Here is a 12724-nt window from a genome sequence, read left to right as displayed (position 1 = left end):
GCGCGACTACGGGCCCTGGGCCGCAGATGGAGCGATCACTGCCACCAGAGGTCGAACTGGAACTTCACGACATCGTGCAACCAAGATCAAGTCACGCTTTCAACACGAAGCAGCCGGAATCGCTCGCATACCACCGGCATGTCAGGCTCGAAACCGCGGGGGTTCTCCGAGTACTCGCGCCAGAACCACTCGTGCACCCGTCGCCAATACTCCAGGGTGCGGTCACCCTCGCCCTCTGTGAACGCATGCTCGACGCTCACTTCGCCGAACGGAACGATCTGCACCTCCGTGGTCTCGAGCAGCGCCCGTGGCACACCCCTGCCGTCGAGAATGATGCTCAGCATCCCGGGTTCAGGCACGGCCTCACCCGTGGTTTCGTGGTCCCAGAGCGACGCCGCAGTCCCGGTCTTGACTCCATCGAGAACGAGTTCGAGCAGTGCATCGGCATGCTCTCGCGTCGCACCGAACGCCCACGCTTCCGGCATTTCCTCCGGAAGATGGTCAAGGTCGCTCCGGCACCGCGCCCAGAACTCTTCTACGCTCTCCGGTTCCCACATCCCGTTCATTATCGCATCGAAGAGCTGCAGCGCCTCTGTCAACCAATTGCGCTGCCGGAAATCGCCGTGACCAGGGGAAAGTTATTCACTGGCAATAGAATCACATGTCTTCTCGAGCGCCGCCCATAGCGCTTCCAGCCGGGCAGCCCAAGGATCGGCCATCTCACCCATCGCTAGCCGCTGCTCAACCGCGTTGAGGCATGCCCGCTCATAGCGACAACTTCAGCGTGATCCGGGACCACAGAGGAGAATTCGGGAACAGGAGATACGTAGAAGTCGAGGAGTGCACTGGCTTCGACGAATCGGCCAACGTGCATCAGGCTGGTGGTGGGCACAGTCGCCGCCGTCCCTTCACTTAGTTCTCGAACCGCAGCCGCTGCGCTCGTTTCTCCTGCTAGGTGCAGGACGGCAGGATTCCGCGATCAAGGCCTGCTCCTCTTCTATGCCCAGCCCCGCGGTGCTGCGAACAACGCCAGGCCCCGCAACAACTAGACTGGCGGAAGACAGCGTCTCTCAGAGGAGGAGACTATGGATCAGGGTTTCAGCGCCCTGGAGATCGTGATGCTGGTGTTCGGCTGCGTGCTGGCACTGCTCGTACTGGTCGGCGGTTTCGGGCTGATGGATAAGTTCGACTCCTCGGACAAGGGCCTCGATCGGAGGGGTCAGCTGCTGCTTCTGGCCGAAGTCACTGCTGAGGCACATTCCCAAGGTGCCGAGGCACAGCGCGCCATCGAAGAGCTCCGGGCCCTGGCGCCACACCTGAAGAAGAAGGACTGGACAGCCTTCGAGAAGCAGTACCAAGAGACTCTCGAGGCCTTCTCCAACGGCACAGGTCAGGTGGATGCCCAGATGGCACACCTGGAGCAGCTGTTCCGCCGAGACCGCATCATCGGCCAGGCCCGCCGCGAGATCCGCGGGAAGTGAGCAACGTCGCGGGGATAGCCAAAGCCGGAGTTTGCCACTATACACACAATAGCGCTGCACCACTGAGGTGCAACGCTATTGCACATCATAAAACACCAAGTTAGCAATACCAGACATACAAACAAGCACAACAGGCCAACATCCACTGCAACACAATCTAGCCGCTTCGCTGAACCTCTACAGCGCTAAGCTGCTTCAGCCCTCCCTGAATCTCTGCTCATTACCAGGAATCCAACAAAGGCCCACGCAATCATCTGGATCACGACGGCATACATCTGACCCTGACCAATAAACAGAGAAACCAGATAAAGGGCAATAATCAAAACGGAAATTATCGCCACCGGAATACGCGAAGCAGAAGAAGCCCCCTCAAACATCACTTTGACGCAGAGTGACACGGGAATCGCTGCAAGACAAATCATCGGAATAACGATGACGCTCGCATCGAAGGATGAAAACAGGCCGACGACCGTCAGAATGTAGGCAACGACTGCTAGTGCGCCAACTGCTAGATCTGAACGCTTCATGTCATCTTTCACCAGTTGTTACTGAGCGCTGTCGCCCGTAAGAGCCAGGGCAAGGCTAGAAGCACCAACCGCCTTCAGCGCGTTCGCAACCGCTCCACGGTTATTCTGAATCATGCTGACCACAGCAGGCCGTGCCGCAGCTCCGAAGGGAATGCAACCAATGATCGATTGGGCGATGTACTCAACAGGGTCGCCCCCATTGTATGCCTGGTAAGTGGAGAGCCCAACTGTTCCCACACAGGCGAGAATAACAGGAAGACCAATTACCGGGGCCGCGCGATTCTCAACGTCACCCTCGGCTCCGTCGAGCTCCGCCTGAAGCTGCTCGGCCTCCTCCGCTGTAATATCACCAGCCGCGGAAGCAGCTTCGATAACGTCTTCGAATTCTTCAATCAGGGCATCCTCTTCGGCCGCAGTCAGCGCACCTTCACCGACCTCCTCCTGCGGAACAGTTTCCGCGTTAACATTGGGAAGCTCAGCCTGCGCAGTTGATGCCGCGGCCGTCGACACCACAAGCGCTCCTGAGAGCGTAATAGCAGACAGCGCCTTAGTAGTCCTCATCATCGTTGGCATGAGTAAGTCACTCCTTAATAGAAACTTGAAATGGGCTGGACGTGCGCCACGCTATTTCGCCTTTCTTGTCGCCACCTCAACAACGACTCAAATTTCGCGCATAATTACTGCTCCGCACTCCACCAGTCATTGGGCGAGCCGCATCACCATCTACCTGAGGTCCGGAACCTGAGTCCCTGCTCATCGAGTGCGTCCCGAAGGATCCGGATGGCTTTGGGACCCACTCCGTGCAGAGCCAGCAGCTCCTTCTCCGAGTGGCCGCTCACCTTCTGCAGAGCCTCGATCTCAGCCTCCAACAGTCCCCCGGTGGCCGGTCGGCCGATAGCACGTGGGAGGTCGATCCCAGGATGCTCCTCTGGTGCTTCCATGACATTCTCCTTGTCGTGGATGATCCTGCGATAGCCGACTACTCACCGGTCAGACCGTCGATGCTCTCCCTGAGCAGGTCGGCATGACTGTTGTGGCGGGCGCACTCCCGGTCACCGTGGGCGAATGCCGCGGCCCGGGCGTTGCCCATCAGGACAGAGAAGAATCAGTAGTCCTCGACCAGCGCCAGGTGTTTGAGCATGGAGCCGAGTGTCATCTCCCTCGGGGCCGGCGCCCCTGCAGGGCAGCCTCATCCAGGCCTGAGCTCTTCCACCGGAACGTCTCGCGGTGGAAGTTCAGGAAGCCCCTCGCAGCACAGCTGCCGCGTCCCCTTGAGGAGGCAGCGTGAACCTTCCGGTTGGCCAGAGGTGACCCGAACACGTCACCGGAGTATGTGGGAGCGTTGGAAGCGCTCTACCCGGAGGCCTACGCCCTCACGTTCAGCCGTCGGCCGGAAGCTGATCGTCGAGAGGCCTCACCATGCAGACTCTCGGCCAGCGATCGAGTCCCAGCTCCGCCTCGCGTCGGCGAACGTCGACCAGGCCGGGTGTGAGCTGATCCGCGGCCAGGTCGATGAAGCCGATTCGACGGTAGTAGCGAGCGTTCCAGACGACGTCGACAAAGGTCGTGAGCGTCAGAGCGTTGAGACCCAGCGCCGCTGCATGCGTTCCAGCATGGTCGATCAGGCGCCTGCCGATGCCCTGCCGGGCAGCGTCTGGGTGCACGGAGACCTGCTCGATGTGAAGGGCTTCCTCCACCGGCTCGGCGAGCAGAGACGCAACTGGCGTGCCCTGAGCATCGACCGCCACCCATGCCAGCCCAGCGCTGGCGTATCCCGCCAGCTCCTCCAGACTCGGCGGGGCGTCGTCGGCGATCTCCGGCATTCCGATATCGCGGAACGCTTCCCCCGCGGCACGCTCGATCTCCTGAATCCGAAGGAATTCGTCTTGCTCAGCACCACGGATCCGGATCATGCGTCCCATCATCACTCTGAGCTGAGTACGCTCGACAGCCGCATATGCAGCAGTGGATACGGCAGGCCGCAAGAGTCCACCGGACTGCGGCCGGTGATCTCGAAGCCGGAGTGCCGGTAGAAGGCCACAGCCTGTTCGTTCCGCTCGTTGACGTCCACGGTGGTGACTCCGTGCTCCTGGATCACGTGCCGGAGCAGGGCTGACCCGATGCCGCTCCCCCACCGATCGGAGTGGACGAAGAGCATGGCGAGGGCGCCGTCGGCGCTTTCTCTGATCTGCACCGGCTCGCTCACTGTTCTGCTCCTTCATGGTGTCCACGTCCGCGACGATCATTCGGTTTCGACTACGCCGGCGTTGTCTTCACGTTCCAGGACCATCAGCTTCTGCGGGTTCGGGAAAGGTTCGAAACCGACTTTGGAGTAGACCTCGTGGGCGTCGACGGTAGACAGCATAAAGCGCTTCAGCTCCAGAGGACGAACGGCATCGACGATCACCTGAGCCAAGGAAGTGCCGAGGCCCTGACCACGGGCCGCGGGCGCGATGTAGACATCGCACAGCCAACCGAACGTGACGCCGTCAGTGACGACCCGCGCATACCCGGCCTGTCCGCCGTCGGCGTCGTACACCCCGAAGTTCACCGAGGCATCGGCAGCTTTCTCGACGGCGTCGTAAGACCGGCCGAGAGCCCAGAAAGCATCCGTGGACAGCCACGCATGGACGAGCGACAGGTCCAGCCGACTCGTGTCAGTGTCGACCTCGTAGCCGCCCGGCAGCGGCCTGCGAACGTCCATCATCCTGGGTGCCTCTTCCTTCAGATCTCTACACGTTGCAGCAGAGCCCCACAGTAGTCCCCTATCGAACAACCGCTGGCTGGCGTGATCGGGTCAGGCCGGAGCAGCTTGGACCTGGTTCTCGCTCAGTTCCCGGTCCGCAGCAATCAGCCGCACGGCCTCCGGATCCGGATTCCGGGTATCGGGAAGTCAGGCGACGAGATCGTTCCATTCGAACGTTGTGGTCGTTCCGCTCTGCCAGTCCTGCCGGAGCATCCCGTAGGCCAGTGAGGCCACAGGTTCGCCTCCCTCCACCGGCCATCCGCGCCGATAGTGGGCCTCTTTGATGAACCCGCTGCGCAGGAACACCTTTCGCATCGGGATGTTGTCCTCGCGGGTCTGGCCTTCGAAACGGTCGACCTCAGGATAGGTCTCGAACACCAAGGAGGTCAGAGCACACAGAACCGGAACACCCCACCCCTGTCCTCGGTGCTCATCGGCCAGCCTCAGATCGAACAGCGGCGCGTCATCGGTGAGGTCTTCCAAGACGACGACGCCGAGCCGCACCTGCCCCGCATAGATCCACCACCCGCGGTGATCAGTCTCAGCGGCCTGCTCGGTCGAATAGTGCTCAGGCGCGAAGCCGTAAGTGCCGGATGCGATGCCCTCTCGCACCTGCTCGGCAGTCGGGCGATTGCGCACGTGGAAGGGGTAATGCTGGCCAGCGATGAACTCAGCAAGTGCCGAGGCATCCTCAGCCTCCTGCGGGCGAAGATGGACGAAGCTGATCTGAGGCGCGGGGAGACTCATGTGTCGACCTTACCGAGCGTCTGTGCTCGCCGAAGCGAGCCGAGGACCTGCAGCGCCGGAGGGCCAGCTGACGGGGGCGAATAGATACCCTAGTCTGATGCAGGAGAACCTCGTGATCCGGAAGCCGTCAGTCGCCGACGCTGAACGCATCGCGCAGGCTCATTCGACCGCAAGCACGGCTGCTCCCTCGCTCGGACACGCAACGGGCAGCCCGGGATGGGGCTGGCCCGGCTGGACTGACGCTCGGGTTCAGAGAGCCCTGGCTGACCACACCAGCCGTATCAATCCTGAAGTCGCTCGATAAGCTGGTGCGGTGGTTGAGCCGCCGCGTCATCAGATGACCCCTGGACGGAGTGAAGAACGTGCTGGACCCCGACGAGATCGTCACCTTCCGGGACACTCCTCCGCCGCCTGGGACGTCGCCTTTCGCCGACGGCGCAGAACCTATCCCTGAGAGCATCGCGGTGGTCCCCTATGACCCGATCTGGCCGGACCGCTACCGTGAGATCGCGGAACGCATCCGCAGCGCATTAGGGATGCGCGCTCTGAGCATCGAGCATGTCGGCTCAACCTCAGTCCCGGGCCTTCATGCCAAACCAGTCATCGACATCGATCTGACGGTGGCAGATTCGAACCGGGAGAGCGTCTGGCTCCCGCAGCTGCAACGCGCCGGGTTCACGCTCACCGTCCGAGAACCGTGGTGGTATGAACACCGGTGCCTCACTGTGGAGACCCCGCGATGCAATCTGCACGTCTGGTCGCCAGGCTGCCCAGAGGCGTACCGACACCGCCTGTTCCGGGACTGGCTCCGTGATTCCGACGAGGACAGGGAGCTATACCGTGACATCAAGCTGACCGCGGCAGAAGCATCGAACTCTCACGGGGAGGCGATCAGCGCATACAACGAGCGGAAAACCGAGGTGCTGCGCCAGATCTACCAACGCGCCTTCGCCGCCGCCGGCCTCCTGGACCGATAACTCTCCATTGGGACTCGTGATCAGCTGCTGCGGGATCCACGGTCTGTGACCTTATACGGCTCGCCCGCCGTGTCGTAGGCGATCCACTCCCCCACGGGCTCGCCGACGTCGACGTGTCCCGAACGCTTCAGTGTCTCGTCCACGCGGTACCACTCCCAGGAGCCGACCGGCTGATCGTCCTTGCCCTTGGACTATCGCATCGCACCGTTCGCGTGATATCTGATCTCATAACCGTCGATGATCTCCGTCTTCGTCATTCGACCGGCTGCTGCAGATCGACCACCCATTTCTCGCCGCCCGGAGCGAGCGGCGTCTCGCGATACACCTCGCGACATACCCCCGTCGGGGTGAGACCACGAGCTTCGACCTCGGTCACAAGGCCTTGCCACGCTGATTGGATTCCGTCGATCCCGCTTCCCTCGTACGTCGTCGTGAGCGCACGCGGCACGAAATCGAGACTTCCGGGCTCCAGCCCGTCAGGCACTGCGGCGTCGCCCACCTGCTCCCCCGCGGCGGCGATCATGCCGGTGTGGGTCACGGTGTAGTGCGCAACTCCGGGTCCGATGCGGGCCAGGGCGGCCTCGTCGATCGCCTGATTGACCCGTCCGAACATCGGGCCGATCTGAGGTTCGATCTCTTCCATCGACGGCACGGATGCCGACAGCTGAACAAGCTGCACAGCCGGCAGGTTCGTCTCAGTGAATGTTCTTGTGGACATGGTGGTGCCTTTCTCCATCGTCAGGAGCCTCACCCGGACCCGTCTCAGCCGCTGCTGATCGGCGTCGATCTGCTCCACCAGCGCAGCCTCACGCTCTCTGAGCATCTCAATCAGCCGGTCCTCGCCGAGCTCCCCGTCCAGCATCTGACTCACCTCATCGAGCGAGAAACCCAGTTCCTTCGTCGCCAACAGTTGGTTGGCCCGATCGAGCTGGGACACCTCATAGTAGCGATATCCGGTGAACTCATCGGTGCAAGCCGGCGTCAACAGTCCGAGCTGGTCATAGTGGCGCAGCATGCGCACTGACACCCCGACCAGCCTCGCGAAGTCCCCGATTCTCAACATGACACCCTCACCTCACAGGCTCACACAATGTCAGGGTCAAGCTTTCCTCGTCGACGGCTCCCGGCCCCTCAGATAAGGTCCCTGCGAAAGCCACTCCAGACAGCAGAGAGCCCCGCCGATCACGCGGATCGACGGGGCTCTAACTGCACGGAGGCCTCACACGTTGAACCGGAACTCCACCACGTCGCCGTCCTTCATGATGTATTCCTTGCCCTCCATGCGGACCCTGCCGGCGGCCTTAGCCTCAGCCATGGTTCCGGCGGAGATGAGGTCATCGAAGCTGACGATCTCAGCCTTGATGAATCCCTTCTGGAAGTCAGTGTGGATGACTCCGGCAGCCTCGGGGGCAGTGTCGCCCTGGTTGATGGTCCAGGCGCGGGCCTCCTTGGGACCCGCTGTGAGGTAAGTCTGCAGCCCGAGGGTCTCGAAGCCCACTCGGGCCAGCTGATCCAGGCCGGACTCCTCCTGCCCGTTCATCTCGAGCATTTCGGCAGCCTCCTCCTCGGACATGTCGACCAGCTCGGACTCGAACTTCGCGTCCAGGAACACCGCCTGAGCGGGAGCCACCGACGCCGCCAGCTCGGCCTGCTTCTCCTCCGAGCCCAGCACGCCCTCATCAGCATTGAACACGTAGATGAAGGGCTTGGCCGTCAGCAGGGAAAGCTGCTTGAGCTCATCCATGTCCAGAGAGGCCTTGGCCGAGAAGATCGTCCGGCCGTCCTCAAGGACCTTCTGGGCCTCCAGGTACGCGTCCAGCGTGGACTGCTCAGCCTTCTTGCCCTTGACCTGCTTCTCCAGCTTGGGGATCGCATTCTCCAGGGTCTGCATATCCGCCAGGATCAGCTCAGTGTCGATCGTGTCCATGTCACTGGTCGGATCCACCTTGCCGTCCACATGGATGACATTGTCGTCCTCGAAGACGCGCACCACCTGGGCGATCGCGTGGGCCTCACGGATATTCGCCAGGAACTGGTTGCCCAGACCCTCGCCCTCGGAAGCGCCCTTGACAATGCCAGCGATGTCCACGAAGGACACCGTGGCCGGCAGGATGCGCTCGGAGCTGAAGATCTCAGCCAGTCGGCCCAGCCGCTCGTCCGGAAGATTCACCACGCCCACATTGGGCTCAATCGTGGCGAACGGGTAGTTCGCGGCCAGGATCGTCTGGCGGGTCAGTGCATTGAAGAGTGTGGACTTGCCCACATTGGGGAGTCCTACGATTCCGATAGTCAGTGCCACGGTCACCTAACCTATCGCGCTCAGCGCAGGGGAAGCGAGCCCACCGCCCCTCAGACGTCCCTGACCTGCCCCGATCAACCAAGACTCCCCTTTTTGTCTTTTTCTGACTATGCTCATGCAGGTTCGAAACATTAAGGGCTTGCATCACATCGCTAGGTCATGACACTGAGGAAGGAAACACGACTTCATGGCATCCGCCACGGATCACTCGCAGTCGCCTGAGGGAGACACTCCCCAGGTGACGAACCGCCGGAGCGCCCCAGGCGTCTCCAAGGTCAACTGGCCGGTCTTCATCGTCTCTGCCGCGGCCATCGTCCTGTTCACCCTCTGGGCGGCCCTCCAGCCGGAGACCGCGTACAACACCCTTGAGACCACCTTCGACTGGCTCAGCACCCGCCTGGGCTGGTACTTCATCCTCACCGCCGCGATCATCGTTGTCTTCGTCCTGGTGGTGGCCTGCACCCGTGTGGGCAAGACCAAGCTCGGCCCCGATCACTCCAAGCCGAAGTTCAGCCTCTTCACCTGGGCCTCCATGCTCTTCGCCGCCGGCATCGGCGTGGACCTGATGTTCTTCTCCGTGATCGGCCCGGCCACCAACTACTTCGTCGGCCCCGGCGTGGACATCGAGCCTGAGTCCCTGGCCGCCGCCGAGGAGGCCGCCCTGTGGACGATGTTCCACTACGGCATCCCCGGCTGGGCCATGTACGCCCTGACCGGCATGGCCTTCGGCCTCTTCGCCTACCGCTACCACCTGCCCCTGAGCATCCGCAGCGCTCTCTACCCGATCATCGGCAAGCGAGCCCGCGGAGCCACGGGCGACACCATCGAGATCGCCGCCGTGCTGGGCACCATCTTCGGCATCGCCACCAGCCTCGGCATCGGCGTGGTCTTCCTCTCCTACGGCCTGAACATCATGTTCGGTTGGACCGTGGGACTCGCCGTCCAGGCCGCACTGATCGTCCTGGCCGTGGTCGTGGTGACCATCTCTACGGTCTCCGGTGTGGAGAAGGGCATCCGCCGCTTGGCCGAGCTCAACGTCCTCGCTGCGATTCTGCTGATGCTCTACGTGCTGATCTCCGGCAACACTGTCCAGCTGCTCAACGCACTGGTCAAGAACGTGGGCGACTTCTTCTCCCGCTTCCCCGGCATGCTCATGGAGACCTTCGCCTATGAGGCCGAGGGGCCCATCGTGGACGAAGGCTGGCTGGAATGGTGGACCATCTTCTTCTGGACCTGGTGGATGGCCTGGGCACTCTTCGTGGGCCTCTTCCTGGCCCGCATCTCCCGCGGCCGCACGCTGCGCCAGTTCATCATCGGCGTGCTGCTGGTGCCCTTCGCCTTCAACGCGCTGTGGATCTCCTTCTTCGGCAATGCCACCGTCAGTCAGATCATGGACGGTGGGCTCAGCCTGGATGACGCCATGGACGGCGACGGCGCCGGCTTCTTCGCCCTGATCGCCGAGTACCCGGGAGCCACCTTTGTGATCGGTGTATCCGTCGTGGTGGGCATGCTCTTCTATGTGACCTCCGCCGACTCCGGCTCCCTGGTGCTGGCCAACTTCACCTCCAAGGCCAAGGACACCACCTCCGACGGCCCCAGCTGGCTGCGCATCACCTGGTCGGTCATCATCGGTGCCCTGACCCTGGTCATGCTGGCCCTGGACGGCATCTACTCCCTGCAGATGGCTGCAGTCATCATCGGACTGCCGCTCTCCTTGGTGCTCTACCTGCTCATGGTCAGCGTCTGGCGAGCCCTGCGGCAGGAGAAGTACAACGCCGAATCCCTGGAGGCCACGCTGCCCTCCGCCCTCTCCGAGCGCATCGGTGAGGCCGGCGCCGGTGCACCGGGCCGTTGGCGGCGTCGTCTGGCCCGGCATATGCACTACCCCACCGCCGAGGAGATCTCGGACTACATGGAGTCCACCGCCATGCCTGCGGTGGAGGAGGTCGCCGCCGAGCTGGCCAAGCAGGGCGCCTCGGTGTACTGCGAACGCGGCCTGGTCCCGGAGACCGACATCCCGCAGATCGATCTGCATGTCGACTTCGGCGAGCAGGGCATGTTCAAGTATCAGGCCTACCCGATCGAGTACTCGGTGCCGAACTTCGCTCTGCGGATGCATGCGGCCGAGGAGACCTACTACCAGGTGGAGGTCTTCTCCGCCACGGGATCCTCCGGCCACGACATCTTCGGCTACACCAAGGAGCAGGTCATCTCCGATGTGCTGGACGCCTATGAGCGCCACCTCGCAGTGCTGACCATGAGCGACGCCGACGGCGGCGGCTCCGTCACCCTGAACACCGGCGCGATCCCGAACGACTGGGACCACGTCCGGACCCGCGGGAACCACGAGTAGGAACCCGCCCCGCACAGATCCCGGCCTGCGGGCCGTTACGGTGCCGGGTCCCGCTGACTAGGCTGGATCCGGCACCGCCTCACCTCACATCAGACGTCAAGGAGTTCTCATGACTGCCACGCTCTACATCGACGGCCAGTGGGTCCCTGCCGCCAGCGGCGAGACCCGCACCATCATCTGCCCCGCCGACGGCACCGAGGTCGCTGTGGTCTCTGAGGCCGGCGAGCAGGACACTCTGAACGCCATCGCCGCCGCCCGCAAGGCCTTCGACTCCCGCGTCTGGGCCGGCACCCCCGCCGCCGAGCGCGGCGAGTTCCTGCTGCGCGTGGCCAAGGCCATCGAGGACCGCAAGGACGAGTTCGCCCGCGCCGAGGCTCTGGACACCGGCAAGCGGTTCGTCGAGGCCCAGATCGACATGGACGACATCATCGGCTGCTTCAAGCACTTCGGGAAGCTGGCCGACTCCGACGCCGGCCGCATCGTCGACGCCGGCGATCCCACCGTCATCTCCAAGATCGTCTACGAACCCGTCGGCGTCTGCGGTCTGATCACCCCCTGGAACTTCCCACTGCTGCAGGCCGCCTGGAAGCTCGCCCCGGCACTTGCCGCAGGCAACTCCCTGATCCTGAAGCCCGCCGAGCTGACCCCGCACACCGGCATGCTGATCATGGACGTCTTCGAGAAGGCCGGCCTGCCCGCAGGTGTGGCCAACCTGATCACCGGCCCCGGCGCCACCGCCGGCGCCCCGCTGTCCTCCCACGAGGACGTTGACATGGTCTCCTTCACCGGTGGGCTGATCACCGGCCGGAAGATCGCAGCCTCCGCCGCCCAGACCATCAAGAAGGTCGCCCTGGAGCTCGGCGGCAAGAACCCCAACGTGGTCTTCGCCGACGCCGACTTCGACGCCGCGGTGGACAACGCGCTCAACGCCGGCTTCCTGGACTCCGGCCTGGTCTGCTCCGCAGGCACCCGCCTGATCGTCGAGGAGTCCATCAAGGAGAAGTTCGTGGACGAGCTGGTCCGCCGCGCTGAGAAGATCCGCATGGGCGGACCCTTCGACGAGAACGCCGAGACCGGCCCCCTGATCTCCGCAGAACACCGCGAGAAGGTGTACAACTACACCCAGAAAGGCATCGACGAGGGCGCAGTGCTGCGCACCGGCCACCACTTCGGCGGCGATGAGCACAAGGACGGCTTCTTCTACGCCCCCACCGTGCTGGACAACGTCGAGCGCGGCCAGCACGTGGTGGTGGAGGAGGGCTTCGGCCCGGTCATCACCGTGGAGACCTTCACCACTGAGGAGGAGGCCGTCGAAACCGCCAACGACACCAACTACGGCTTGGCCGGCGCGGTCTGGACCTCCAACCGCGGCACCGCCCACCGCGTCAGCTCCAAGCTGCGCCACGGCACCATCTGGATCAACGACTACCACCCCTACCTGCCGCAGGCTGAGTGGGGCGGCTTCAAGCAGTCCGGCTTCGGCCGCGAGCTGGGCCACATCGGCTTCGAGGAGTACCGCGAGGCCAAGCACGTCTACGAGAACACTGAGCCCGCCGTCTCCGGCTGGTTCGCCGACAACTGAGACCCGCATCTT

General features: G+C 63.1%; 16 protein-coding genes. 4 read left to right on the top strand and 12 right to left on the bottom strand.

All coding sequences use genetic code 11. The annotated features are described in order from the left end of the window. Positions 1-86 precede the first annotated feature (86 nt). Positions 87-557 carry an ASCH domain-containing protein gene (locus IEW85_RS06385; RefSeq protein WP_188683972.1) on the bottom strand — a complete coding sequence of 157 codons (471 nt, stop codon included), beginning with the start codon at positions 555-557 and terminating at the stop codon, positions 87-89. Between the two features lie 528 nt (positions 558-1085). Between IEW85_RS06385 and IEW85_RS06380 the strand changes: the two genes are divergently transcribed. Next, positions 1086-1481: a hypothetical protein gene (locus IEW85_RS06380; protein ID WP_188683839.1), complete on the top strand. Its 396-nt coding sequence runs from the start codon at positions 1086-1088 to the stop codon at positions 1479-1481. 185 nt (positions 1482-1666) lie between these two features. On the opposite strand, the gene IEW85_RS06375 is transcribed toward IEW85_RS06380, so the two are convergent. From IEW85_RS06375 to IEW85_RS06340, 8 genes are all read right to left on the bottom strand, one after another. Further along, complete coding sequence (locus IEW85_RS06375; protein WP_188683837.1) at positions 1667-2008, bottom strand: hypothetical protein; 342 nt, start codon at positions 2006-2008, stop codon at positions 1667-1669. An 18-nt stretch (positions 2009-2026) separates the two neighbouring features. Further along, positions 2027-2581, bottom strand: coding sequence for a hypothetical protein (locus IEW85_RS06370; RefSeq protein ID WP_188683835.1), 555 nt, complete (start codon positions 2579-2581; stop codon positions 2027-2029). A 143-nt stretch (positions 2582-2724) separates the two neighbouring features. After that, positions 2725-2949 carry a helix-hairpin-helix domain-containing protein gene (locus IEW85_RS06365; protein WP_188683833.1) on the bottom strand — a complete coding sequence of 75 codons (225 nt, stop codon included), beginning with the start codon at positions 2947-2949 and terminating at the stop codon, positions 2725-2727. A gap of 38 nt (positions 2950-2987) precedes the next feature. Next, positions 2988-3098, bottom strand: coding sequence for a DUF664 domain-containing protein (locus IEW85_RS14695; protein WP_229658853.1), 111 nt, complete (start codon positions 3096-3098; stop codon positions 2988-2990). A gap of 289 nt (positions 3099-3387) precedes the next feature. Next, entirely contained in the window at positions 3388-3921 is a 534-nt protein-coding gene (locus tag IEW85_RS06355; protein WP_188683970.1) for a GNAT family N-acetyltransferase, read from the bottom strand. A gap of 11 nt (positions 3922-3932) precedes the next feature. Further along, positions 3933-4214, bottom strand: a complete 282-nt coding sequence (locus tag IEW85_RS06350; protein WP_229658852.1) for a GNAT family N-acetyltransferase — start codon at positions 4212-4214, stop codon at positions 3933-3935. 36 nt (positions 4215-4250) lie between these two features. Beyond that, positions 4251-4715 (bottom strand): GNAT family N-acetyltransferase, encoded by a 465-nt coding sequence (locus tag IEW85_RS06345; RefSeq protein ID WP_308420869.1) that lies wholly within the window; start codon positions 4713-4715, stop codon positions 4251-4253. Positions 4716-4901: 186 nt separating this feature from the next. Beyond that, on the bottom strand, positions 4902-5501 hold the full coding sequence (locus tag IEW85_RS06340; protein WP_188683831.1) for a GNAT family N-acetyltransferase: 600 nt from the start codon (positions 5499-5501) through the stop codon (positions 4902-4904). 353 nt (positions 5502-5854) lie between these two features. On the opposite strand from IEW85_RS06340, the gene IEW85_RS06335 reads away from it, so the two are divergent. Then, complete coding sequence (locus tag IEW85_RS06335) at positions 5855-6478, top strand: GrpB family protein (RefSeq protein WP_229658851.1); 624 nt, start codon at positions 5855-5857, stop codon at positions 6476-6478. 20 nt (positions 6479-6498) lie between these two features. Here IEW85_RS06335 and IEW85_RS14560 read toward each other — a convergent pair whose 3' ends face one another. From IEW85_RS14560 to ychF, 3 genes are all read right to left on the bottom strand, one after another. After that, a complete protein-coding gene (locus IEW85_RS14560) occupies positions 6499-6621 on the bottom strand; it encodes a hypothetical protein (RefSeq protein WP_268234657.1) in 123 nt (40 codons plus the stop codon). 110 nt (positions 6622-6731) lie between these two features. After that, positions 6732-7541 carry a MerR family transcriptional regulator gene (locus IEW85_RS06325; protein ID WP_188683827.1) on the bottom strand — a complete coding sequence of 270 codons (810 nt, stop codon included), beginning with the start codon at positions 7539-7541 and terminating at the stop codon, positions 6732-6734. Between the two features lie 156 nt (positions 7542-7697). Continuing rightward, positions 7698-8777, bottom strand: coding sequence for a redox-regulated ATPase YchF (gene ychF, locus IEW85_RS06320; RefSeq protein ID WP_188683825.1), 1080 nt, complete (start codon positions 8775-8777; stop codon positions 7698-7700). Positions 8778-8964: 187 nt separating this feature from the next. Between ychF and betT the strand changes: the two genes are divergently transcribed. Both betT and IEW85_RS06310 read left to right on the top strand, forming a co-directional pair. Beyond that, on the top strand, positions 8965-11130 hold the full coding sequence (betT, locus tag IEW85_RS06315; protein WP_188683823.1) for a choline BCCT transporter BetT: 2166 nt from the start codon (positions 8965-8967) through the stop codon (positions 11128-11130). A gap of 109 nt (positions 11131-11239) precedes the next feature. Further along, positions 11240-12712 (top strand): aldehyde dehydrogenase family protein, encoded by a 1473-nt coding sequence (locus IEW85_RS06310; RefSeq protein ID WP_188683821.1) that lies wholly within the window; start codon positions 11240-11242, stop codon positions 12710-12712. The last annotated feature ends 12 nt before the right edge of the window (positions 12713-12724 follow it).

Source organism: Nesterenkonia cremea (assembly GCF_014642675.1).
Lineage (GTDB): Bacteria > Actinomycetota > Actinomycetes > Actinomycetales > Micrococcaceae > Nesterenkonia > Nesterenkonia cremea.
This window is presented reverse-complemented; position numbering and strand designations above follow the sequence as displayed.

Bases quoted from the DNA above. Each gene is read 5' to 3' on its own strand.
- IEW85_RS06355 (WP_188683970.1), bottom strand. From the start codon at position 3,921: ATGATCCGGATCCGTGGTGCTGAGCAAGACGAATTCCTTCGGATTCAG.
- betT (WP_188683823.1), top strand. From the start codon at position 8,965: ATGGCATCCGCCACGGATCACTCGCAGTCGCCTGAGGGAGACACTCCC.
- IEW85_RS06345 (WP_308420869.1), bottom strand. From the start codon at position 4,715: ATGATGGACGTTCGCAGGCCGCTGCCGGGCGGCTACGAGGTCGACACT.
- IEW85_RS06375 (WP_188683837.1), bottom strand. From the start codon at position 2,008: ATGAAGCGTTCAGATCTAGCAGTTGGCGCACTAGCAGTCGTTGCCTAC.
- IEW85_RS06385 (WP_188683972.1), bottom strand. From the start codon at position 557: ATGTGGGAACCGGAGAGCGTAGAAGAGTTCTGGGCGCGGTGCCGGAGC.
- IEW85_RS06325 (WP_188683827.1), bottom strand. From the start codon at position 7,541: ATGTTGAGAATCGGGGACTTCGCGAGGCTGGTCGGGGTGTCAGTGCGC.
- IEW85_RS06310 (WP_188683821.1), top strand. From the start codon at position 11,240: ATGACTGCCACGCTCTACATCGACGGCCAGTGGGTCCCTGCCGCCAGC.
- IEW85_RS06340 (WP_188683831.1), bottom strand. From the start codon at position 5,501: ATGAGTCTCCCCGCGCCTCAGATCAGCTTCGTCCATCTTCGCCCGCAG.
- IEW85_RS06370 (WP_188683835.1), bottom strand. From the start codon at position 2,581: ATGCCAACGATGATGAGGACTACTAAGGCGCTGTCTGCTATTACGCTC.
- IEW85_RS14695 (WP_229658853.1), bottom strand. From the start codon at position 3,098: ATGGGCAACGCCCGGGCCGCGGCATTCGCCCACGGTGACCGGGAGTGC.
- IEW85_RS06380 (WP_188683839.1), top strand. From the start codon at position 1,086: ATGGATCAGGGTTTCAGCGCCCTGGAGATCGTGATGCTGGTGTTCGGC.
- IEW85_RS06365 (WP_188683833.1), bottom strand. From the start codon at position 2,949: ATGGAAGCACCAGAGGAGCATCCTGGGATCGACCTCCCACGTGCTATC.